This is a genomic window from Nocardia miyunensis NBRC 108239 (genome assembly GCF_001613065.1).
Taxonomy (GTDB): domain Bacteria; phylum Actinomycetota; class Actinomycetes; order Mycobacteriales; family Mycobacteriaceae; genus Nocardia; species Nocardia miyunensis.
This window is the reverse complement of sequence record NZ_BDBQ01000083.1, coordinates 52,771-74,806: the sequence shown is the minus strand read 5'-3', so window position 1 is coordinate 74,806 and position 22,036 is coordinate 52,771. Positions and strand designations below refer to the sequence as shown.

Genomic DNA, 22,036 nt, shown 5'->3' with positions numbered 1-22,036 from the left:
CGTCACCGATTCCGTGGAACACCATCACGGTTCGCGGCCGAGACCTGCCGACCTCATATGCGAACATGTCGTAGTGCCGTGCCGGGATTCTGGACTGCGGGTATATCGCCTTCGCAACCGTCAGCAGCAGAAATAATCCGGTTCCGAACTCCACCCACTCGTTACGAGACGTGCGGGGGCCGGGAAATCCGTAACGAAAACGCCGCACTCTTCACCCCTCCCTGATCCGGTATCAATCATTGGTCTCGACGCTCTCCATCTCACGCTCGACACCGGTACCGTCCGCTCGTGCCATGCGGCGGTATTCGACGACTATATAGATCACGACCCCGGCACCGATGGCAGTCGTGATCTTCACCGCATCGAGTCGAATGAACGAGCTGTCCACCCAGACAAAGGAGTTCGCGGCCGCCACGAGCAATCCGCCGAGTGCGATATTGATCTGCATTGCGCTCGACGAGACGATGTCGACCAATGTGAAAGTCCTGACCCGATGCTCCGGGAGCAAGGTATCCAACTCGATGGTTTTCGTTGCTATGGCGAATGCAGACTTGGATATCTGGAAGACGACGACGAGCAACGAGAAGAGCACTATTGCCGGAATTGTGGTACCGATCCTTGGGAGAAATGTCCAGAGGATCATTTCAGCACACAGTCCACTGCCGACCACGACCAGAGCACGGTTCGCCCCGACCACCGATATGAGCCGACCTGCTATCGGCAGGCACAACAGCGAAGCGCCGACACGCAAGGTCAGCACCACGCCGACTACGGTGCTGGGCACCCGCAGGACGGTCGTCGCGTATACCGCCAACAGCGGTACTCCGATCTGGAACTGCACAGCCTGAGCCAGCAGGATGACCCGATAGTCGCGTTCGGCCGCGATGTCGCGCCAGCCGACTCGGGGACCCGATTCCCTGGTCCGCGGCCCGACGCAGGGATCGGGCAGTCGGCGAAAAACCAGTGTCGACGCGATGGTGTACAGCACACAGTAGATCAGGACAATTCGATAGAAGGTCTCGGTGACCTTGCCGCCGAACATGGTGGTCTGCACAATGAACGCGATCATCGCGGTGCCCTGTGAGGCGAACCCGGATATCGAAATGTACAAAGGTCGAGTCCTGGTCTCGGTGAACTCCGCAGCCCAGGCGCCCCACGCCGCCCCGAAGGAAATCGATATCGCAATTTCGGCCAGCGTCGCACCGGTAACCACACAGACCGCGCCGCCGGTCCGGGATATAGGTACCACCTGACCGGCGACGAACATCAGCAGCAATGCGGGCAGGAACAGCGCGGCGCCGACGATCATCATCCACCGATGCCCGATCCTGTCGATGATCCGCGGGGCGAGGAACTGCAGTGGAATACTGGCGATCATCGCCAGCGCGACGATGGTGATCAGGCTGGAGCTGTATCCGAGCGTCTGTGTGACGTACAGCTGAAATATGTCGGCCGACATTCCGCCCGTTGCGTAACTGAATACAATCAGGCCGGAAGCCGGTACAAGCGATTGTTTGGATGCCGTTCCCAACTCGGACAGACCGGCAGATGACGAACTCAGGAAGATCAACTCCTTGTTCTCGGCAGCACGCGTTCGGAGAGGCCGTGCACCAGCCCCCGCTCGGAGTTGCCCGCCTTCCACGCAACCTGTCGAACGAGCGCATCGTCTCCCGACGCAATCGCCGCTTCGGTGAGTTCCCGATCGATTCTGGCACGGGTTTCGATAATCGCCCGGGTGTGGCTGTTCACGAGCAGTGGTCCGCCGTACAACCGCAGCGCTGTGTGCACATCACCGATATGTAGTGCTTCGAGAAGTTCGACGGCGTCGACGGTCACCTCCGTGACGAGGTGGTAGCTCGTTCGGAAGGAAATGAACTCGGTATCGATGCCCAGCTGCCTGGCGCGATACGCGAGTGTGGGGATCGCGGATTTGGACGCCTGGCCGGAACAGAAATTTCCGACCAGCGACGAGGCCCGGCATTCCCCTCCGTTGAATACGAGTGCCAGCACGAACTCCAGCGTTCTGGTGGACGTGACCCTCCTGCCGTTCACCAGCTGATCGCCGAGAACAACGAGGCGGCAACCGGATCGGGCAACCGGCTCACCGACCTCGAGGTCCGCGCGCATGCCGTCGTGACGGGGGCCGAACTCGTTCCGTGCAACACCGGACGTCGAAACACCTTGCATAAGAGCACTTCCCGCCTACCGAATCGGGCCCATTCCGGAACCGATCGAATCCATGCCCCCGAACCGTAGGTAGACGGTCGATTCACGGCAACTGACAGTGCGACATCGATGGCGTTTGCCGAGATCAGCCCATATGGCGGAGTGTCCGGTCCGAACATGGGCGTCACCCGGCCATCGCCGGCTCGATTGCCGCTGGCCCGTCCCAGCAAACGAGACCGGTCACTGCTTGCCTCCCCCGACCCCGGAAATGAGGTAACAGCCCCGCTCTCCAACGATGAGGTCTCGACGGAACACCTCCCGGTAGGCCGTCGGGCACAGAGAAAATCGCACTTGCCCGAGGACCCGTTCCCGAAACGGATGAATAGGGATCAATCCGGCTTCGGGTAGCCGAATCCCGCTTCAATCGTCAGCGTTCCCCAGCAAAATCGCTGGTCATTACGGGTCCCATCCATATAGTGCCCCGCCGGGGGCACCAACCTGCGACAGCGTTTTCGCAGTTCAGTAGGTTTTCCTGATTCGTGCTTCCCTTCAGCGAGATCGGTTCCCGTGCGATTCGCCGAACCCCGAGATGCTTGCGGGCGGAATACCTGACTCCTCAGCAAGCTCTCGGGCTGTTGCCCGCGGCCCAGCTGCTGAAGCAGTTCGCGCCCTACACACCCGTTGCCACATTCGCCTCTCCGAGTCATGCGTGCGGCATCGCGATTGACTCACTACAGAAGAGAAGTTGTCTTGTCACGGCAGACAGGGCTCGTCAACGAAATACCGCTCCATATTTCATATGGTCGCTGCATACGGTCCGGCATGTGAGACATTCATACGCGGAAATTCCTGCGTGAGCACATTGGCCGGCACTACCGTTCGTGGCGTCCTCCGTTCGCGTTCCAGAAGAGAATCACGTGCGACAAACGCCAAGAACTTGTAACACATACCGATACCTTTCCATTTTATACATTGCTCCAAACTCGTTCGCCGTCGACCTCGCGGTCCGTGACCACCAATCCGAGACTCAACGCCACCCGCTCCGACGCGCTGTGTCCCGGGGCGATATGTGCGACGAAAGACTCTGGAGCAAGCTGTCTGACCAACTCGCTACGGAAGGCCGACATCATTTCCTTTCCGAATCCCTGCCGGTGGCGCTGTGGAGCAATTTGATAAGCGAGCAGACACTCGACTGCCGCCTGACCAGACAACTGCACGGTAGCTTGCGCAACTCCGATAAGTTCTCGACTGTCGCGGGCGCGAGCAACGTGATTGATCCACAGTGTTTCACGGTGGGGCGAACCTTCGATCCAACGTTGCACACGCGCTCGCGCATCATCGATCGATGCCGGCTTCCCGTCGATATAGCCGTAGAGTCCCGGATCCATGAGCAATTCTGCGACATCATCGATATCGCATGCCGCCACGGGGGCCGCGACAAGCCTCATGGTTTCGTATGAAACTGTTGTCACGGAATGACCTCACAATGCGCTCGTCTCTTCTTCGAAGACTGCCGTCCGGACTGCCCGTGTCCACACGATCAAACCGCACATCAACATGGTCAGACCGGTCAGCAGGATAACCATCCTATCCTGAAACAGTGTCCCGGCAAGACCGCCGATAATATACCCTGCCGGCACAGCTGATACATTGAGCACTCGGTAAGCTGATGCGGCTGCAGGGCGGTCCGCATCCGAAATAGCAATCGCTCTCATGGATTGAATCAGGACCAGCACCATACCTGAGCAAAATTCGTCGAGCGCGAATCCGGTGAGCACCAATGCCAGGCCGAAGATGTTTCCGACGAGCACTCCCACTCCGACCAGGAAATATGACCCGATAGCACCGAATCCGAACCAGGAGATGCTATTCCCGTTCCGCAGGGAAGGAGGTAGCTTTCCTGCCGCGAATGATCCGACGACAGCGAACACCACAGATATGGTCCGGATCGTGCCGAATGCGCCTGAACCTACATGCATGGCGTGAATCATGGCGATAAGTAGGACCGGAGCGATCACGCATTGCCCCAAGTTGTAGGCTACGGCCCAAATCGTCAGTCGTGCCAGCACGGGTTGCGTGAAGTTGACCTGTAGCCCGTGGCGGAGCGACTGCCGGGGTGGCCGGTCGCTTACAGGATCGGCGCCAGACTTTTTTGACACCATGATCTTCGGTATGCCGGACAGCAGGAACATCGCAACAGCTGCGAGTACCGCTGCACTACCGAATGTAGCGGATACTCCTATCCATGCCAATCCAACACCTGCGACGGTAGGTCCGATCATATCCGCAGTCGACTCGGTAGTTCCCAATCGGGAAAATATTCTGTGGCGCCCATCCGGTGAGAATTTCGCAGGCACGATGACCTGTATCGATACCGCTGTCAAGACCGACGCCAGGGCCAGAGCGATATTGGACCCCATAAATACGAAGACGGCCACGACGGGGCGCGCAGCCAGAGCGACGGCTGCCAGAGCGAAGGCAACAACGCTCAATGCCTCGGATGTCAGCATTACGGTGCGTTGGTCTACGCGGCCCACAAAATCAGCCGCCGTCCCGGCGAAAAGTACCTGCGGTAGAAATCTGCAGACTCCGAGTATCGCGATAACGACCGCACCCGCCTGCATCTTGGAGACGGTGATGAAAGGTATGGCGAATTCGACCAGCGCGATCGCGAAAAAAGATATCAAGTTGGCGAGAGGCAATAAACGCCCGAGAGAATCTACTGGCCCTGACCCAGAGCTACTATGCCTCAATGATCAGGCCCGCCTCGACTACTGCAACAATCAAAGGATCGCGCCGTTGCACGACATGTACTTCCTCGTCTTCGCACAGCTCGTAGAAGCTCGACCGGCCAATCGGGTACACGCCCGTGGAGTCGGACAATGTGAAGCGTGCCGCCGTGCCTGATCCGAATGTGGCAAGCACCGCACCCGACTTGATACGAACCCTCATTCTTTCCGCTCCACCGTCGCAACGAAACAGTTGATCAGCAGTCATGAGATGATCTATCGCCGTATTGGCGACGAACGCCAGCACGTCTCTTCCGGAATCCAGGATAGGCTGAGCAGGGCCATTCAGGGAGGTATTTATGAGTATCGGAACCTCCCCAATCTCCGCTAGGCGACACAAAAGGTGGTAGATGTCGGAGCCATATTCAGCGGATACCGTTTGCACCCGTGCCGTTCCATAAAGATGCAATGCCTCCCTCAGCTGATTTCGATAGCGATCCCGCACAGTGAAGTTGAAGTTCATGAACGGGGACTCGGACGGCCCTTCGAAGTAATCGGAGAGGTCCTCCTCGCGTAGAATCGGAGCGACGGGCCTCCAATCCTGGCGTTCCTTGATGGAGTTGAGCTTGGCACGCGCGTCCGTACAACGTATTGGATGACACAGGATGGATCGGTTGCCGAGTGCCCGCGGGCCGAACTCTGCACGACCGGCGTATCTCGCAACAATCGCTCCATCGCGCAGCACCTTGCATACTTCCCGAACAAGAGCGGTATCGTCGGGTTCCGGCAGGACGGTATGCAGCCCGTAGACGATCGTATGCTCCGTGGTGACAGCCTCGGCAGGAAAGCCCAGGAAGTCAGACCGGCACCTCTCCGTGTCCGCAGATTCGTTCAGTGCACCGACCAGCTGCCGGAATCCTAGATAGGCAGCACCCACGGAGATTCCCGCGTCATGGGGCGTCGAGGGAATGTACAATTCATCCACGGTTTCAAGCCGCAGGATTGCGGAATTCCCGGTGAGGTTGAGAAACACCCCGCCGGCACAGCATAATCGAGGAATCTTGGCGATTTCCGTTGCGCGTCGAGCTTGGAATACCACCATTTCAGTGAAGGCTTCCTGAGCGGCGGCCGCCAGGTCCGTGTAGTCGAGCGGGTTCGTGTGCCAGTCGACAGCTTGCCAGCCGTTCTTTATCGTCGGCGACGGGCCCGCAGTGATGATGCCGGCTTTCGTCAGCCTGTCGGACCGAGGAACCGGGACACCTGCGAGGGCCATCAGCTGGCCGTGACTGTGCTCTTTTCGGAACACGAACCTCGAGACGTTGTCGAACAAGCTCGCCTCGCTCTGAACATATACGTCGGGCTGGTTGTGCGGCCGAACGTAGTCCCGGCTGAGAAGTTCGAATATCCCGTCTCTGGCGGCATGTACCGAACGCATCTCCGTCAATATCGACGCGCGCGCCAACAACAGCCAGACGTGGCACTGGACGGCGCCGACCCCAGGTGGCGGAGCCGGTGAATCGACCAAGGTCGCTGTCGTCGATGGGAACTTTCCCGCGAGTCTGTCGTAGTTCCGCGGAGATTGCTCCGGTGGTGCGGATCCGAAATGAGGTGTGGTGAAAGGGCAGAGGCGGACCGGCCGAGACATTCCTGTCAGGCAGTATCCTGTCTCGTATGGCAGGACTTTATGCGCCTGATTCAACCGTGCGCAGCGCCGCCGTCAATCGAATCAGCCGGGTGCGGGGGGACCGAGGGGCGTGATCGACTGGATTCTTCGCCTCGAGGGGCCTGCCGGCCACGAGGTGCGCGCACCCCGGGCGGTCGAGATCGCGCTACCGGTGCTGGGTGCGGGCACGACGGCCTGGGGGGTCGCACTCGCGGCGCGAATCGCGGACCGATTCGCCGCCAGCACGGTCGCGGATCAGCTCACCGGCCACGAGCCGGCGGCCCTGGAAGCGTCCGTGCTGGCCATGCTGACCGGGCTCGTCGACGGACCGCCGTTCCGCGCCCCGCAGGAGGCGGCCGCGCAGGTGCGGTGGGCGGCGCGCAACGGCTTGCCGGTCGACATTCTGCTGCGCACGATCTGGATGGCGCACAGCGAGGTTCAGACCCACATCGTCGAGGCCATGACGGAGATGGTGCCGCCCGACCGGTTGGCCGCGGAAATCACCCGGATCTCGGGCGGCCTGCTCGAATTCGTCGCCGCGCTGGCCAGCGATCTCAGCCGCGTCTACGAGAGCGAGTTCGCCGCGTGGGGGCGGCATAGATCCGCCTTGATTCGGCGGGTCCTCGATGAACTGGCGGACGGGAAGGAACTTCCACGGGGAGCGGAGGACACGCTCGGCATCCGGCTGACGGGCAATCACGTGGCGGCGGTGATCTGGCAGGTCGGCGACACGATCGATCCGGCCTGGAGTGCCGATCTGGCGAGATGGGCCGACGAGGTGAAAGACGGGCTCGGCGCCGCGGTATCGCTGATCAGCCCCTGCATGGACGGCGCGACGGAGGCAGTGTGGTCGGGCAGCCGCCCGCTCGACGTGCGCGCCGGATCGGGTGTGCGACTTCCGGAAGACATCGGCGCGGCATTCGGCGCCTCGGGCAGCGGTGTGACAGGACTGCGCGACACCCTCCTGGGCGCGCGCCGGCTGGCCGCGGTCGTGCGGGGCGTTCGCACCCCGAAGGTGTGGACCCAGGCCGGCGACGGCGTCCTGGCGGTCTTGCTGGCCGACCCGGTGGCCGCGGCCGACTTCGTCCGGTACACCCTCGCGGGTCTGCTCGGCGACGACGAGCGCACCCGCGCCTTGCGCGAGACGCTCCTGGCGTACCTGGACGCCGGAAACAGCCGCCTGGTGGCCGCCGAGCGACTGCACATCGCCGCGACCACGGTGGCCTATCGGGTGCGTCAGGCCGCCGAACGCCTGTCGCGGCCGATCGATGATCGAAAGTACGACCTGATGACGGCGCTCACCCTGGTCCACTACGACCCGGACCTGGCAGGGTAGGCCCGCTGCCCGCGTTGTCGCCGGGCGACAAGGCGATCGGCGATTTTCTATCGTGCGGCGAGGCGCACGGACCGGTCGGCCCGGCCGAGACTGTGACAGCCGCCATGTGGCGGCCAGCACATGTCTCGAATGCCTGGAGTCTCGATGACCATCGCCCTCACCGTCGAGGAGAAACAGCTCGCGGCCGCTCACGACCGGCTGGTCGAGGCGCTCGGCCCCGGCGCCGTGCTCGCCGACGACGCCGCGGCCGAGTTCCGCGATCCCTATGCGACCGACCGGACACCCACGCCGGCCCCGTCCTTCGTGGTGCAGCCCGCGTCCGTCGAGGAGGTCCAAGCGGTCCTGCGGATCGCCACCGAACTGGGACTGCCGATCTGGACGTCGTCACAGGGCCGCAATTTCGGATACGGCGGCGCGGCGCCGGTGGTGCCCGGTTCGATCGCGCTGAATCTGCGGCGGATGAACCGGATTCTGGAGCTCGACGAGCCCGGCGGATACGCGGTCATCGAGCCGGGCGTCTCCTTCGAGCAGCTGTACGGGGAGATCAAGGCGCGCGACGCGAAGCTGTGGGTCTCGGTGCCTGACCTCGGCTGGGGCAGTGTCGTCGGCAACACCGCCGAGCACGGTTTGGGCTACACCCAGTTCGGTGATCACGCGGCTGCCGTCGCCGGTATGGAGGTCGTCCTCGCCACCGGCGAGATCGTCCGCACGGGGCTGTGGGCGGTGCCCGGCAACAGTCTCGGCGCGCGCGCCAAGCGGGGGTTCGGGCCGTCGGTAGATTCGCTGTTCCTGCAGTCCAACTTCGGTGTCATCACCAAGATGGGCGTGTGGCTGATGCCGGAGCCCGAGACGTTCACCGTCGGCTCGGTGATCATCGACCACGCCGACCACATTCCCGCGCTGATCGACGCCCTCGCGCCGCTGGTCAAGGACGGCACCATCCAAGGCGTTCCGCTGATCGTCAGTTCGCCGGAGCCCTACGGCGGGCGGAAGCAGCCGACGGAGGACACGTCGGGATGCACCAGGCAGCAGAAGATGTCGGCCGTCTTCCCGCCGGGCCGGGTCAATGCCCGGGTCGGCTTCTACGGCCATCCCTCGCTCGTCGCGGCGCGGGAGGCGATCGTGCACGCGGCGGTCGCCCACATCCCCGGCGTCGTGGTCGACCTGCGCACCTACCCGGGTGATGTGGATCCGGCGCGGGTGCATCCGCTCGATCTGGTGCCCGCGGGAATCCCGAACATGTTTCTGCTGGACATGCTCCACAAGCATTTCGGGCCCACCGCAGGGCATTTCGACTTCAGTCCGATCATCCCGTTCACGGGCGAGGCCGCGGCCGAGCACGAGCGGATGGTGATGGAGGTGCTCGACGAGTTCGATCTCGTCTGCGGTTTCGGGTGGATCGCCCAGTCCCGCAGCCTGATCGGCGCCTGCATGATCATCTTCGACACCGCCGACCCGGACGAGGCCCGCCGCGCCCGCGCGGCCGCCGACCTGCTCATCGAGCGGGCAGCGGAGAAGGGGTGGAGTGAATACCGAGGCCACGTCACCGTTCAGGAGCGGATCGCCGAACTCTACTCGGCGAACGACAACGCGTTGCGCCGCTTCTACTCCACTCTCAAGGACGCTCTCGACCCCGCCGGGGTGCTCGCACCGGGCAGCCACGGCATCTGGCCCGGTTCCGCTCGGACGGCCTGAAGCAACTTTCTCGGAAAGGATCCGATATGCGTGCTGTCCCGATGCCGCCGCCCACGACGGTCATTCCCCGGCCGCAGCGCCCCGAGCCTCGTCATCCGGCTGATATCCAGTACGAGACCGGCAACAAATTCCTCAACGGACCGTTCGCCCCGTGGGGCGAGGAGTCCGAGGCGTTCGATCTGCCTGTCATCGGCAAGCTGCCCGACGATCTCGCGGGGGCACTGTTCCGCATCGCCAACAATCCGCGCTTCACCCCGCTGGACCTGGACCGGTATCACTGGTGGGAAGGCGACGGCGGAGTTGCCGCGACCTATATCCGCGACGGCAAGGCATCGTTCCGGATGAAGTGGGTCATGACCGACACCATGAAGGTCGAGGTCCAGGCGGGTAGGGCGATCTACCCGGGCTTCGTCAACGGGAACGATGCCGCGCCGCTGCCGGCGGGTGTGCCGCCGGCGAAGAACGTCGCCAACACCAATGTGGGCATCTTCGCCGACCACCTGCTGACCTACTTCGAGGGCGGCCTGCCCACCGAGATGCATCCGGGCACCCTGGACACCAAGGGCGCCTTCGACTTCGGTGGTGGCGTCGACGTCCTGTGCACCGCGCACCACAAGATCGACCCGCGCACCGGCGACATGCTCTTCTACGCCGCGGTCGGTCCGAATCTGACCTGGTACCAAGCGGATTCGGGCACCGGCACGATCGTGGACAGCTACACGTTCTCGATGGGGTGCCCTGCGTTGGTGCACGACTACGTGGTCAGCGAGCACTACGCGATCTTCCTGATCTCACCGTCCCAGTTCCGCATCGACCGGATCATGCAGGGCCGTCCCGGGGTGCTGTGGGACCCCAGCGCGGTGCCGGACGGCTCGCGTTTCGCCGTCCTGGACCGGCGCAACCATCAGGTGACCTGGTACGACACCGGCGTCATGCTGGCTCCCACCCACTTCTACAACGCGTACGAGACGCCGACCGGCATCGTCGTCGACCTGCACGTCATCTCCCGGCTCGGCAACCCGGCCGACCATCCCGACGACCCGGTCAGCTCGCACGACTGGTTCCCGCCGGCGCTGCCCTGGCGCTTCACGCTCGAGCATGCCGGCAAGCGGGCCACCGGCGAGATGCTCAGCGGTATCGCCGGTGAATTCCCGAAGATCAACGACGACTGGGTCGGCCGGGAACTGCGCTGGGGCTACTTCGTCACGACGCGCAGCCTGTCCCCGGCGACCATGAGCGACGGCATGGCCCGTCACGACTTCGCCACCGGGCAGACGCTCGTCATCGAAGGTGTCGACGGCCTCACCAGCCCCAGCGAGCCGGTTTTCGTGCAGCGGCGCGGGGCTACCGAGGAGAACGACGGCTATCTGCTGTCGCTGTGGTGGAATCCGGCCACCGGCCTGTCCGAGCTGCTCGTGCACGAGACCGTCGAATTCTCCCGCGAACCGCTGGCCCGGGTGAAGCTCCCGGTGCGCGTCCCGTTCGCATTCCATGGCACCTGGGCCGGCGCCGAGCAACTCGACGCCGCCATAGCCGCCCAGGCCTGACCCGCATCGCACCGAAAGCAGAAGAGAAGTACCACGTGAGCACCATCTGGCACGAGAAGATCTACAGCGCAGGCTTCGTCACCGGCGGGGGTGGCACCCGCACCGTCGAGGCCCCGGCAACCGGGGAGATCATCGCCACCATCGGCCAGGCCGACACCCATGACCTGGAGAAGGCGGTGGCGTCGGCCCGCGCGGCGCAGCCGGGCTGGGCGGCCCTGCCCTACACCGAGCGCGCCGCGGTCATGTCCGAGGCCGCCGCGCTGCTTGCGCGCGACCCCGCGCGGCTGAGCGGATGGCTGGTGCCCGAATCGGGTTCCGGGCAGGGAAAGGCCGCCTTCGAGACCGGCCTGGTGATCTCCGAATTGACCGAGGCCGCGGCACTGGCATCCCAGCCCTACGGACAACTGTTGCGCTCGTACAAGCCGCGGTTGTCCCTGGGCCGGCATGTGCCGGTCGGGATCGTGGGCGTGATCAGCCCGTTCAACTTTCCCGCCATTCTGGCCATGCGGTCGGTCGCGCCCGCGCTGGCGCTGGGCAACGCGGTCATCCTGAAGCCGGACCCGCGCACCGCGATCTCCGGCGGCCTGGTGTTCGCCGAATTGTTCGCCGAGGCGGGGCTTCCCGAGGGGCTGCTGCACGTCCTGCCCGCCGGCGCGGAGGTCGGCGCGGCGCTGGTCGAACACCCCGGTGTGCCGTGCATCTCGTTCACGGGCTCGACCCTGGCCGGTCGCCGGATCGGAGCGGCGACGGGCCCGCTGCTCAAGAAGGTGCATCTCGAACTCGGCGGCAACAACGCGCTGCTGGTGCTGCCCGATGCCGATATCGACGCGGCCGTCTCCTCGGGTGCGTGGGGCTCCTTCCTGCACCAGGGCCAGATCTGCATGACCACCGGCCGCCACCTCGTGGCGAAGAACAAGGTCGGCGAGTACGCCGCCAAACTGGCGGACAAGGCGAACGCTCTCGCGGTCGGCGACCCGGTCGACCCGGCCAACGTCCTCGGCCCGCTCATCGATGCGAACCAGTGCGCCCGGGTGCACGAGATCGTCCGGGAGACCGTCGCCGCCGGCGCGACCCTGCTCGCCGGCGGAACTCACGACGGCCTGTTCTATCGGCCCACCGTCCTGACGGACGTGCCACTGGACGCCCCGGCGTTCTCCCAGGAGATCTTCGGCCCGGTCGCCCCGGTGGTCGGTTACGAGTCCGTCGAGGAGGCCATCGACATCATCAACTCCTCCGAGTACGGCCTCTCGGTGTCGATCCTCACGGCCGACCCCTTCCACGCCCTGCAACTGGCAGATCGCATCACCTCCGGCGCAGTGCACATCAACGACCAGACGGTCGACGACGAAGCGGTGGCACCGTTCGGCGGCGCGAAGGCATCGGGCGCGGGCGGCCATTTCGGCTCGTCGGTCAACCTGGAGACCTTCTGCAACGTGCAGTGGGTGACCGTGCAGGCCGATATCGCGCAATACCCGTTCTGACAACGGGGGCAATCCTTCTCACGCGATAATCCGCGACAACGGAGTGGTGCCGCAGCCCGTAACCATCGCCTGAAGCGCAGGCCACAGGTTCAACTCCTGCCGGGGGCACACGAAACAAGGGCAACTGCGGCCGGGTACTTCTCTTCCCACCCTTCTCCTGGATACGGCTGCGAACAGAGTCCAGGTTCCGGCCGGTGAGGTCGCATACTCCGTCGGGACGGTGCCGTATCGCGCCTTGCGGAGTCGGTGTGTGCTTGGGCACCTATCCGGGAGGCGGTTCCGGAATGTGGCATGCTTGTGGATGAGTACGGGTTTTTGAACTGATCGCTCGACTCACTACAGGAAGTAACAAGAAAAGCAATGACGCAAGGCAGTGTGAAGTGGTTTAACGGCGAAAAGGGCTTCGGGTTCATCGCGCAAGACGGTGGCGGCCCCGACGTTTTCGTCCACTACTCCGAGATTTCCGGGGGCGGGTTCAAGTCCCTCGACGAGGGCCAGCGCGTCGAGTTCGAGATCGGCCAGGGACAGAAGGGGCCGCAGGCCCAGCAGGTCCGCGCGATCTAGAGTCGGCGATATAGGAAACCCGCGCAATGGCGCGGGTTTCTTGCTTTTCGGAGGCCGGACGGGTGTGAGCGCTCGCCCCCACTCGAGCGATCGCTGCCGTGTGACTATCGCGACCGCCCGAGCATGTGGTGACTCCGGCTCAGCGTCAGACTTCGGCGGGGGGCTGCGGCGCGGATCCTCGGATCCGCCCGTACCGGTACACCTGTCCGGGGCATTCCCCATCGGGCGGCGCGCAACGACTCGTCGACGCGGGCGGCCAGCTCCAACGCAAGATGAAGGACGCGGCAGACCGCATCGTGGCCTTCAGCACTGCCGTCCACCATCGTCGTCCCGGCCCCGATCGCCCCGATCGCCCTGGACGTCGACGCCTGGAAACCCCGGCCACGGCGCTGAGCTCGGTCTACCGGGCGGAACCGGGCAGCGACTCCGAGCGCGCCCTCGAGCGGCTGCGATCGGGCGACGGCCGAGGTGCTTGACAGCGCGATCGCCCACGGCGGGAAAGGATCTCGCTGAGCGCAACCCGTGGATGGTGCGGGCATCGGTGATTAGCGTCGGGTATGGCAAGGAACGATCGGCGGCGGCCGTTGAAAATCGTGACCGGAGTGAGCGGATCGCCGAAAGTCTATGCGGCGGCGATCGACCCGGGAAACTCGACGCTCACCGATCTGCTGACCACCGCCGAACTCGCTGAGCAGCACCGGTTCGACGCACTGTTCGCGGCGGACCTGCTCAGTTTCGGATCCCAGGGCGCGATCGGGGCGCAGGAGCCGCTGATCGTGCTGTCCGCGTTGAGCGCGGTCACCGAACATCTCGGCCTGATCGCGACGGTGACCACCACCTTCCATCACCCGTACAACCTGGCGCGGCTGTTCGGGACGCTGGATCACATCAGCAACGGTCGTGCGGCGTGGAATGCGGTGACGTCCTCGGTGGGCGAGGAGAACTACGGCGACGCGGAACTGCCGAGCCCCGAGGAACGCTACGCGCGGGCGGCGGAGTCGATCGAGGTGGTCAACGCGCTGTTCGACAGCTGGGGTCCGGATGCGCTGACCCCGGACGGGCGCGGTGGCGCGGTCCTCGATGCGACACGGGTGCGGCCGATCGACTATGCCGGACAGCACTTCACCGTCCGTGGACCGCTGAATATCCCGCCGCTGCCGCAACGTCGCCCGGTGCAGTTCCAGGCCGGGCAGTCCGACGGCGGCGTGGAACTCGGCGCGCGCTACGCCGAGGTGGTGTTCACCTCACTGTCGACGCTGGACGATGCGCTGAGCTATGCCAAGCGAATCCGCACGCGCGCAGCGGAATTGGGCCGCCCCGACGGGCTGCCGCTGATCTTCGGGTCGCTGCACGCGACATACGGCGCGACCGAGTCCGAGGCACTGCGCCTGGTCCGAGAACGCGAGGAGGCCACCGACTTCGAGGCGGGGCGCCGCACCCTGGCCGATATGCTCGGAGGCGCGGTAGACCTGTCGGAACTGCCACTGGACAAGCCGATTCCCGAACGATTGCTGCCCGAGGTAGCTTCGGTGCACCGGCGGCGCGGCCGGGTGGAGATCTTCAACGGATACGCCAGATCGGGAAAAACGCTGCGGGAGTTGATCATCGCGGCCAAGGACACCGGACACTGGGCCGCCGCGGGCACCCCGGAACAACTGGCCGACGCCATCGAAGAGCGCTACACCGCAGGAGTCCTCGACCTCATCGGCCTCGGCGGCCTCGATGATCCGCGCACCCGCGACTTCCTGCTCAACGGACTACTACCCGAACTCCGCACGCGCGGCATCGTCGGCCGCGACTACCTCGGCGCAACCTTCCGCGACAACCTCGAACTGCCACCCCTCCCACCGCCGCACTCCGGAATCGCTTCCGCCGCGAGTTGACCGATGTAAACGCCGACCGCAGAACGGATTACAGGTGGTCGCGGAGTTTCGCGAGCAATTCGGAACCGCCCGAACCGGGTTCGCCGAACGTGATCGTCAGCTTCTGCGGGACGCCCACCAGTTCGAGGGTGGCCTGACCGTGCAGCACGACTTGTTTCCCCGGGCCGTCGGCAACGCCCTCGATGGAGTTGATGCCGATCGCCTTGACATCCCCGACCCGGCGGTACCAGCTGGTGAAGGCCGACGGCGGGCGAGATCCCCCGTTGCTCTCGCGGTTCGCGGTCCAGTTCGGTTCGTTGTAGGTGGCCGACACGTGGATCAATCCGGGCGGGACGAGCCACAGCCCGAACCACGTGGTTTCCCGGCCTTGCGACGTATATCGGACATAGCTCGCCTCGACGTCGTACTCACCCGCCAGCGCAGCCAGGCCGTATACGACATCGGACGGAGCCTTGCTCGGGTACTGCGCACCGGACTTCGTGAAGTCGGCGAACCGCTGATACGTGTCCATGGTGAGTATCACGCTGGGAAATCTACCGACTGGGTCCACCGAGCACATCGGGGATCGGTCGGCGACTTGCAGGCGGTTCACAGGTGGACCAGGACGCGGCCCTCGTTTCGCGGATCGGCCTCGACCTTCCGGTAGAGCTTGCGCATGTGAGGCTGCCGGAGCAGGGCCAGGACTCGCTTCTTCAGCGTCCCTCCGCCCTTTCCCGGGATGATCTCCACCAGCGTGGCCTGCTGCCCGGCAGCGCGAAAGATGGCCGAGCGCACCGCATTATCGATATCGCGATCGTTGCGGAAGATCGGGTGCAGGTCGACGGTCACCACATTGGACATGCTCACTCCTGGATCGACAAGCCGTTGGCCGCTGGGCACCGACGCGGGGTTGCGGCACAGACGAACTCGCGGCAGGGCGAACCGGCCACCCGATCATCGCATGCGTGGACGGAGCGTGCGGGATCAGCGACGTTCGTAGGTGCCGGTGAGCATTCCTCGTGCGATCACGTGCCCGTCGAGGGCGGCCACCGCGTCGGTGCGAGTCGAGTTCTCGCCGAGTCCGCTGGGCCGGTCCAGGGCGAACAACTGGAAGACATAGCGGTGCGGGCCGTGTCCGGGGATCGGCCGAGGTCCGGCGTAGCCGCGGCGGTCGAACGCTGCGACGCCGGATCGGATCGGGTCGCCGGTCGTGGTCGCGGTATCGAGATTCAATGCACCCGTGGCTATTTCGGATGTCCGCGCACTGATTCCGGTGAACAATCCGTGGACGATCGGCCGCGGCAGCGGCACGTCGGGATCCTCGATGACGAGGACCAGTTCCGCCGCGTCGGCGGGCACACCCGACCACCGCAACGGCGGCGAGATGTTCTCTCCGACACCGTGTCCCGCGAATCGCCGCGGCATCGCCCCGCCTTCGCCGAAGGCATCGCTGGAGAGCGCGATCGTCTGCGGCGCCCGGCGGGCCGCGGGGGTGTTCCAGACGATCTTGCTCACACCGGCACGTACCGGGCGGGCGAGTCGGCCGATCAGGCGAACGCACACCCGCGCGGGCGATTCGGGAACTCCGGATCCGGAACCGGTCGTCTCACTCATGCCCTCAGTCAACGACCTACAACCCCCACACCCGCAAAATTGCAGGAAAACTCCGTCATCCCGCTGTCCTCATGCTCATATCGCCAACTGATATGGCTCACATGAGGGAATTCATCGAACCCATCGCAACTCCCGACGCGAGGCTCCGCCCACCCAACCCAGCACCGCGAATGCGATCCCGAGCATCCGGGGTGCGGTGCCTCGCACGATGATCCGGTGGGCGCGGTCCGCAGGCCCGGGCGCGGCACCCTCGACTCAGGAAGCCCGCTCGTGCCGGGCGAAGACGTCGGTCAGGGCGTCGGGGATTTCGCCGCCGAAGAGGCTCTCGAGGATGACGGGCTCGTCGGCGGCGGCTTCGCTGCGGGGGAACATGGCCTGCTCGTATTCGGTGAGGGCGGCCTCGGGGTCGTCCGGGTGCACGGCGAGGGACCGGCCGAGTTCGGCGGCGTCGAGCATCGCCAGGTTCGCGCCTTCGCCGTTCGGCGCGGTCAGGTGGGCGGCGTCGCCGATCAGGGTCACGCCCGGCACCCGATCCCAGCGGTGCCCGATCGGCAGCGTGTAGAGGGGGCGCAGGACCGGCGCGGTGTCGCTGTCGGTGATCAGTGCGGTGAGTTCCGTTGCCCAGCCATCGAATTCGCGCGCGATCCGGGCGGTGGCCGCGGCGGGATCGGTGAAATCGATGGCGTCGAACCAATCCAGCGGCTCTTCGAACATCACATAGCCATGCAGGGTCGAGCCCTTCTCCCGGTGCGCGAAGATCTGCCTGCCCGGCGTGGACGCGATCATCGACCCCCCGCCAACGGCGTTCGCGGCGGCGGGATGCCGCTCGTCGGCGTCGAACAGATAGGTGTCGACGCACGACTCGCCGGTGTACTCCGGTGTGGCGTCCGACAGCAGCGGGCGAACCTTCGACCAGGCGCCGTCCGCGCCGACCAGCAGGTCCGTGACGACGGTGCTGCCATCGGCGAAGCTCACCTCGTGCCGCCCGCCGCCGAGCGCACGAACCTCCTTGACCTTGTGTCCCCACCGCACAGTGCCCTCGGGCAGCGAGTCGAGCAGAATCTGCCGCAGTTCCCCGCGCTGCACCTCGGGCCGTCCGCCCGAACCGTCGTCGCCCTTCTCGAACAGGAGGTTCCCGTCCCGGTCGAGGAACCGCATCGCCTGGCGGCCGTCCAGGATCAGTCCTTCGAACTCCGCCATCAGGCCCGCGTCCCGCACCGCGATCTGCCCGTTGTAGTCGTGGATGTCGAGCATCCCGCCCTGCCCCCGCGCCGCCGCCGACGCCTCGGCCTCGTACACCGTGGCCGAGATTCCATGTATATGCAGCACCCGCGCCAGCGTCAGCCCGCCGAGGCCCGCACCGATGATCGTCACTGAAGTTGTCATGCCAGCGACGATGCCCAGCACTGATTGCGCCGCCCTTGCACCCACCTTGCATCCGCATGCACCGCCTCGACCGAGGAGCGCACATCCCAACGGCGCGAGACGATTTCGCCTCGCAGACCCACCGACGATGCCTCCCGGCCACTGTTCCGGAATCGCGGCGACAGCCTCGCCCTCGATCAGCACCTCCAGACCGCCTCACCGCCGCTCGAAGGCAGCGCGGAAACCGGTCCCGACTCAACAGGTTCGCTCGCCCTTCCGCATCGACCAGCTCCGGGTTCAGGCCAGAATGCGCCGAGCCCTCGACGGCGCGCACCCTGATCTCGTAGGACCGAACCGGTCAGAGCTGCGGGCGGGCCGCGCAAGGCGTGCAGACGCTGGATGTAGCGTGTTGATCCGGCAGCCGATCGCTGCCACACCGCCCTCTTCACTTCCGGAGGTCTGCCTCGATGTCACCCGCACCACGATTCGAACGGTTCGTCGCCATGGGAGACAGCCAGACCGAAGGTTTGTGGGACGGTGACGACGACACCGGTGTGCGCGGCTGGGCCGACCGTTTCGCCGAGCGGCTGGCGCGGGACAATCCCGATATCGGGTACGCCAACCTCGCGGTCCGGGGCCGCCGCGTCGCCGAGGTTCGCGACGAACAGCTCGACGCGGCACTGGCCATGCAGCCGGATCTGGTCGGCTTCTGCGCGGGCATGAACGATGTGACCGCGCCCGGCAGCGATTTCGGCGCGGCGCTGGACGTCATGGAGGAGCTGTACGCGAAGCTCAGTGCCAGCGGTGCGACGGTCGTCACCACCACGTTCCCGGACGCCCGCCGCATCGTCCCGCTCGCCGCCCGCCTGATCGGCCCCCGCATGGATCTGATCAACGACCGAATTCGCTTGTGCGCCAATAGGTATGATCTTCGCCTGGTCGACCTCTTCGCCGCACCCTCGATGGCCGACCTGCGCATGTGGAGCCCCGACCGATTACACGGCTCCGCTGAAGGCCACAACCGCTTCGCCCTGGCCGCCGCGCAAGCCGTCGGCCTCGACGGCACGGACGACAGCTGGTCCACACCCCCGCCGAACACCGAAAACCACCGCGCCGGTGCGATTTTCGGCGAACTCACCTGGGTAGCGGCCACGGTCCGCCCCTGGCTGTGGCGACGCCTGCGCGGCACGTCCACCGGTGGCGGCCGCACGGCCAAACGTCCGGAACTGCGGCCGGTCGATCGCTGACGCGCACCCGACCCGGCTCACAGTCGTTCCGACATCGCGTTATCCGGTTGTGCGGCTACCGCAGACAGGTACGCTCGATTCGGTGGAATGGAGCTTCCGGACGGCTGAAGAACTCATCGTCGCGCTGCGCGCCGGTGAGGTGACCTCGGTGGAACTGACCGACGAGGCGATCGCTCGGATCGAGCGGGACGACAAGGAGATCAACGCGATCTGCGTGCCCGACTTCGATCGGGCACGGGATGCGGCACGCGAGGCCGATCGGGCGCGCGCCCGGGGTGAGGATCGGCCGCTGCTCGGTATTCCGGTGACGGTCAAGGAGTCCTACAACATCGCCGGACTGCCCACGACCTGGGGCATGCCGCAGTTCGCGGATTTCCGGCCCGGGGAGGACGCGGTGCAGGTGGCCCGGGTCAAGGCCGCGGGCGCGGTGATCCTGGGCAAGACCAATGTGCCGTTCATGCTGGCGGATCTGCAGAGCTTCAACGAGATCTACGGCACCACCAGCAATCCGTGGGATCTCGGGCGCACGCCGGGTGGCTCGTCGGGCGGATCGGCGGCGGCGCTGGCCGCCGGATTCGGCGCGTTGTCCATCGGCTCGGATATCGCCGGATCACTGCGCGTCCCCGCGCATTTCTGCGGAATCTATTCGCACAAGCCGACTTTCGGGCTCGCCACGGCTCGCGGGCACGTCCCGCCGCCCGCACCGGCACTGCCGTCGGATCGTGATCTCGCGGTCGTCGGACCGATGGCGCGCACCGCCCGCGATCTGTCCCTGCTGCTGGATGTGATGGCCGCGCCGGATCCGCTGACTCTCGGCGTCGCATACCAACTCGCACTGCCGCCCGCCCGGCACGAACGTCTCGGCGACTTCCGCGTCCTGGTCTTGGAGGACCACCCGGCCATTCCGACCGGGTCCGCGGTGCGAGCCGCGGTTGATCGTGTCGCCGACGCGCTGGTCGCCGCCGGTGCCCGGGTGGAACGACACAGCCCGCTGCTGCCCGACCTCGCCGAGGCCGGGACGCTCTACACCCAACTGCTGCTGGCGAACCTCGCCTCCGGATACCCCGACCAGGCGTACGACGCGATGCGCGAGCACGCCGCCACGTTCGCCCCGGATGATCGGAGTATGGACGCGGAGCGATTGCGCGGCGCGGTATTCAGCCATCGCGACTGGATCGCCGCCGCCAACCGCCGCGAACTGCACCGTCAGGGCTGGCGCGAACTGTTCACCGAATTCGACGCCGTGCTCTGCCCGATCACCCCGACTCCCGCGTTCCCGCAGGAGCGCGATACCAACCTGGGCACCCGCCGGATCGACATCGACGGCGTCGCATACCCGTTCGCCGATCAACTCGTCTGGCCGGGCCTGGCCACCATGCCCGGCCTCCCGGCCACCGCGATCCCCGCGGGCCGATCCCCCGAGGGTCTCCCCGTGGGCGTACAACTCATCGGCCCGATGTTCGAGGACCGCACACCGCTTCGACTCGCCGAACTGCTCGAACTGGAGATCGGCGGTTTCGAACAGCCGCACCGGTAGAGCTTTCCCTGCGTGGCGACATCGTGAGTGTGGAGCACGCCGAGTTTTCGTGAGCAGCCGCCGGTCGCAGTCGCCACGAGGTGCCGAAACACATTGGTATATCGCTATTTCGACGGTATTCGGTGCGGATTCATACGCTCGGTGGAACCACAGCTGTTCTCGCGCTTCGCTTTTCGAGCGCGTCGAGATCAGCTGCGGTCAGGGCAGGGCGAGCCTCCGGGGCGCCACCACTTCGGACGGATCGGCGTCGAAGGATGTGTGCGGCCCGAATCGCGACCTGCGGCGTGGACGAGTTTTGGGATCTTGTCGCGGGTCGGTCTTCGGTGAGGCCGGATCGTTGGCGGCACAAGGACATTCAGGCATCGGGTAGGTACGGGTTCCGGCGGATCCGGTGGTCGGTTGGGGGAGTAGTCGTCGTCGGATGACCGAAGTGGGTGGGGATCATCGAGAGAGGGCCGGGAAACGCTCTGGCGAGCAATGGGATCGGGTAACAAGTCCATCACGGAACGGTCCGTCGGGGTGGGCGGAATCGAATAGTGCGCGGCAGAGCGTTGTCCACTGCGTCGCTGGTAGATAGCTAAATGAGTGCCAGATGGGCAGTTTCGGGGATGGATGCGCCCGAGCGAACGTGGCGTGTACGGATGCTGATCGATACGTGACTCGCTACACGGAATCGGCGAACGTGCGATAGCGTGATGCTCGGCATTTGCCAGTACGTATGGATCTGCACGGAAGGAACCTGTCGAATGGGATTCGAAGTCAAGGGAACGATCGGCGACCACTACAACGAAGCCGGCGGTGCGTCGAGCCCCTTGGGCGAGCCGACCTCGGAGGAACTGGACGCCCCCAACGGCGGCAAGTACCAGGAATTCACCGGCGGCGTCATCTATTTCAACCTCCCGACGGGCACCTACACCGTGTACGGCGAGATCCGCAAGGCATGGGAGGCCGAGGGCGGCGCGGGCGGCCCGCTCGGCTACCCGACCTCCGACGAGCAGGACATCGAGGGCGGCAAGGTCAGCAACTTCGAGCACGGCTCGATCAGCTACTCGTTTGCTGACAACAGCACTTCGGTCAACCGGGCCTGATCCCGCGCGACTAACAGGTGGGCACCGACCGATCGGTCGGTGCCCACCGTTTTGTCCTAATTTACCCAGCAAATCATTGCGGATAGTTAGCTATTCGAATCGAATCGCAGGCACTCGCCGCACCGGCGGCAGCCGCTCACCG

Annotated in this window: 19 protein-coding genes; 10 read left to right on the top strand and 9 right to left on the bottom strand. The window is 65.2% G+C overall.

Annotation, left to right across the window (positions count from 1 at the left end; all coding sequences use genetic code 11):
- Window positions 1-232 precede the first annotated feature (232 nt).
- Together NM2_RS33535 and NM2_RS49550 are read right to left on the bottom strand one after the other, a co-directional pair.
- Window positions 233-1,642, bottom strand: a complete 1,410-nt coding sequence (locus NM2_RS33535; protein ID WP_157121466.1) for an MFS transporter — start codon at window positions 1,640-1,642, stop codon at window positions 233-235.
- A complete protein-coding gene (locus NM2_RS49550) occupies window positions 1,567-1,836 on the bottom strand; it encodes a hypothetical protein (RefSeq protein ID WP_157121465.1) in 270 nt (89 codons plus the stop codon). Before NM2_RS49550 ends, NM2_RS33535 begins: the two co-directional genes overlap by 76 nt.
- Window positions 1,837-1,870: 34 nt before the next feature.
- On the opposite strand from NM2_RS49550, the gene NM2_RS49545 reads away from it, so the two are divergent.
- Entirely contained in the window at window positions 1,871-2,059 is a 189-nt protein-coding gene (locus NM2_RS49545; protein WP_157121464.1) for a hypothetical protein, read from the top strand.
- A gap of 1,072 nt (window positions 2,060-3,131) precedes the next feature.
- On the opposite strand, the gene NM2_RS48080 is transcribed toward NM2_RS49545, so the two are convergent.
- Genes NM2_RS48080 through NM2_RS33515 form a run of 3 tightly spaced genes read right to left on the bottom strand, consistent with a single transcriptional unit; the run spans window position 3,132 to window position 6,330 of the window.
- Entirely contained in the window at window positions 3,132-3,638 is a 507-nt protein-coding gene (locus NM2_RS48080) for a GNAT family N-acetyltransferase (RefSeq protein WP_157121463.1), read from the bottom strand.
- Between the two features lie 9 nt (window positions 3,639-3,647).
- Window positions 3,648-4,853 (bottom strand): MFS transporter, encoded by a 1,206-nt coding sequence (locus tag NM2_RS33520; RefSeq protein WP_067677322.1) that lies wholly within the window; start codon window positions 4,851-4,853, stop codon window positions 3,648-3,650.
- 55 nt (window positions 4,854-4,908) lie between these two features.
- Window positions 4,909-6,330 (bottom strand): carbamoyltransferase C-terminal domain-containing protein, encoded by a 1,422-nt coding sequence (locus tag NM2_RS33515; protein ID WP_169816283.1) that lies wholly within the window; start codon window positions 6,328-6,330, stop codon window positions 4,909-4,911.
- Between the two features lie 319 nt (window positions 6,331-6,649).
- Between NM2_RS33515 and NM2_RS33510 the strand changes: the two genes are divergently transcribed.
- The 6 genes from NM2_RS33510 (at window position 6,650) to NM2_RS33480 (ending at window position 15,064) form a co-directional block, all read left to right on the top strand.
- Window positions 6,650-7,894, top strand: coding sequence for a helix-turn-helix domain-containing protein (locus NM2_RS33510; RefSeq protein WP_067677318.1), 1,245 nt, complete (start codon window positions 6,650-6,652; stop codon window positions 7,892-7,894).
- A gap of 144 nt (window positions 7,895-8,038) precedes the next feature.
- The gene (locus NM2_RS33505; protein WP_067677316.1) at window positions 8,039-9,589 is read left to right on the top strand and encodes an FAD-binding oxidoreductase; all 1,551 of its coding nucleotides are present in this window, start codon (window positions 8,039-8,041) and stop codon (window positions 9,587-9,589) included.
- Between the two features lie 26 nt (window positions 9,590-9,615).
- Entirely contained in the window at window positions 9,616-11,136 is a 1,521-nt protein-coding gene (locus tag NM2_RS33500) for a carotenoid oxygenase family protein (RefSeq protein WP_245718333.1), read from the top strand.
- A gap of 35 nt (window positions 11,137-11,171) precedes the next feature.
- Window positions 11,172-12,617 (top strand): aldehyde dehydrogenase family protein, encoded by a 1,446-nt coding sequence (locus tag NM2_RS33495; RefSeq protein ID WP_067677312.1) that lies wholly within the window; start codon window positions 11,172-11,174, stop codon window positions 12,615-12,617.
- Between the two features lie 360 nt (window positions 12,618-12,977).
- Window positions 12,978-13,181, top strand: coding sequence for a cold-shock protein (locus NM2_RS33490; RefSeq protein WP_067677310.1), 204 nt, complete (start codon window positions 12,978-12,980; stop codon window positions 13,179-13,181).
- Window positions 13,182-13,738: 557 nt separating this feature from the next.
- Window positions 13,739-15,064 (top strand): NtaA/DmoA family FMN-dependent monooxygenase, encoded by a 1,326-nt coding sequence (locus NM2_RS33480; protein ID WP_067677306.1) that lies wholly within the window; start codon window positions 13,739-13,741, stop codon window positions 15,062-15,064.
- A gap of 28 nt (window positions 15,065-15,092) precedes the next feature.
- Here the strand turns inward: NM2_RS33480 and NM2_RS33475 are convergent, their stop codons facing one another.
- The 4 genes from NM2_RS33475 to NM2_RS33460 all read right to left on the bottom strand — a co-directional run bounded on the left by NM2_RS33475 (window position 15,093) and on the right by NM2_RS33460 (window position 18,043).
- Window positions 15,093-15,587 carry a hypothetical protein gene (locus NM2_RS33475; protein WP_157121460.1) on the bottom strand — a complete coding sequence of 165 codons (495 nt, stop codon included), beginning with the start codon at window positions 15,585-15,587 and terminating at the stop codon, window positions 15,093-15,095.
- Window positions 15,588-15,652: 65 nt separating this feature from the next.
- Window positions 15,653-15,904, bottom strand: a complete 252-nt coding sequence (locus NM2_RS33470; protein WP_067677302.1) for a Smr/MutS family protein — start codon at window positions 15,902-15,904, stop codon at window positions 15,653-15,655.
- Between the two features lie 123 nt (window positions 15,905-16,027).
- Window positions 16,028-16,657 carry a YbhB/YbcL family Raf kinase inhibitor-like protein gene (locus tag NM2_RS33465; RefSeq protein ID WP_084531820.1) on the bottom strand — a complete coding sequence of 210 codons (630 nt, stop codon included), beginning with the start codon at window positions 16,655-16,657 and terminating at the stop codon, window positions 16,028-16,030.
- Window positions 16,658-16,912: 255 nt separating this feature from the next.
- Window positions 16,913-18,043: an FAD-dependent oxidoreductase gene (locus NM2_RS33460; RefSeq protein WP_067677300.1), complete on the bottom strand. Its 1,131-nt coding sequence runs from the start codon at window positions 18,041-18,043 to the stop codon at window positions 16,913-16,915.
- A gap of 446 nt (window positions 18,044-18,489) precedes the next feature.
- On the opposite strand from NM2_RS33460, the gene NM2_RS33455 reads away from it, so the two are divergent.
- The 3 genes from NM2_RS33455 (at window position 18,490) to NM2_RS33445 (ending at window position 21,894) form a co-directional block, all read left to right on the top strand.
- Window positions 18,490-19,269, top strand: coding sequence for an SGNH/GDSL hydrolase family protein (locus tag NM2_RS33455; protein ID WP_067677298.1), 780 nt, complete (start codon window positions 18,490-18,492; stop codon window positions 19,267-19,269).
- An 82-nt stretch (window positions 19,270-19,351) separates the two neighbouring features.
- Window positions 19,352-20,806: an amidase gene (locus NM2_RS33450; protein WP_067677358.1), complete on the top strand. Its 1,455-nt coding sequence runs from the start codon at window positions 19,352-19,354 to the stop codon at window positions 20,804-20,806.
- Window positions 20,807-21,552: 746 nt separating this feature from the next.
- The gene (locus tag NM2_RS33445) at window positions 21,553-21,894 is read left to right on the top strand and encodes an LGFP repeat-containing protein (RefSeq protein ID WP_067677296.1); all 342 of its coding nucleotides are present in this window, start codon (window positions 21,553-21,555) and stop codon (window positions 21,892-21,894) included.
- Window positions 21,895-22,036: the final 142 nt, after the last annotated feature.

Bases quoted from the DNA above. Each gene is read 5' to 3' on its own strand.
- NM2_RS49545 (WP_157121464.1), top strand. From the start codon at position 1,871: ATGAACTCGGTATCGATGCCCAGCTGCCTGGCGCGATACGCGAGTGTG.
- NM2_RS33515 (WP_169816283.1), bottom strand. From the start codon at position 6,330: ATGCGTTCGGTACATGCCGCCAGAGACGGGATATTCGAACTTCTCAGC.
- NM2_RS33505 (WP_067677316.1), top strand. From the start codon at position 8,039: ATGACCATCGCCCTCACCGTCGAGGAGAAACAGCTCGCGGCCGCTCAC.
- NM2_RS33500 (WP_245718333.1), top strand. From the start codon at position 9,616: ATGCGTGCTGTCCCGATGCCGCCGCCCACGACGGTCATTCCCCGGCCG.
- NM2_RS33490 (WP_067677310.1), top strand. From the start codon at position 12,978: ATGACGCAAGGCAGTGTGAAGTGGTTTAACGGCGAAAAGGGCTTCGGG.
- NM2_RS33480 (WP_067677306.1), top strand. From the start codon at position 13,739: ATGGCAAGGAACGATCGGCGGCGGCCGTTGAAAATCGTGACCGGAGTG.
- NM2_RS33470 (WP_067677302.1), bottom strand. From the start codon at position 15,904: ATGTCCAATGTGGTGACCGTCGACCTGCACCCGATCTTCCGCAACGAT.
- NM2_RS33465 (WP_084531820.1), bottom strand. From the start codon at position 16,657: ATGAGTGAGACGACCGGTTCCGGATCCGGAGTTCCCGAATCGCCCGCG.
- NM2_RS33460 (WP_067677300.1), bottom strand. From the start codon at position 18,043: ATGACAACTTCAGTGACGATCATCGGTGCGGGCCTCGGCGGGCTGACG.
- NM2_RS33455 (WP_067677298.1), top strand. From the start codon at position 18,490: ATGTCACCCGCACCACGATTCGAACGGTTCGTCGCCATGGGAGACAGC.
- NM2_RS33445 (WP_067677296.1), top strand. From the start codon at position 21,553: ATGGGATTCGAAGTCAAGGGAACGATCGGCGACCACTACAACGAAGCC.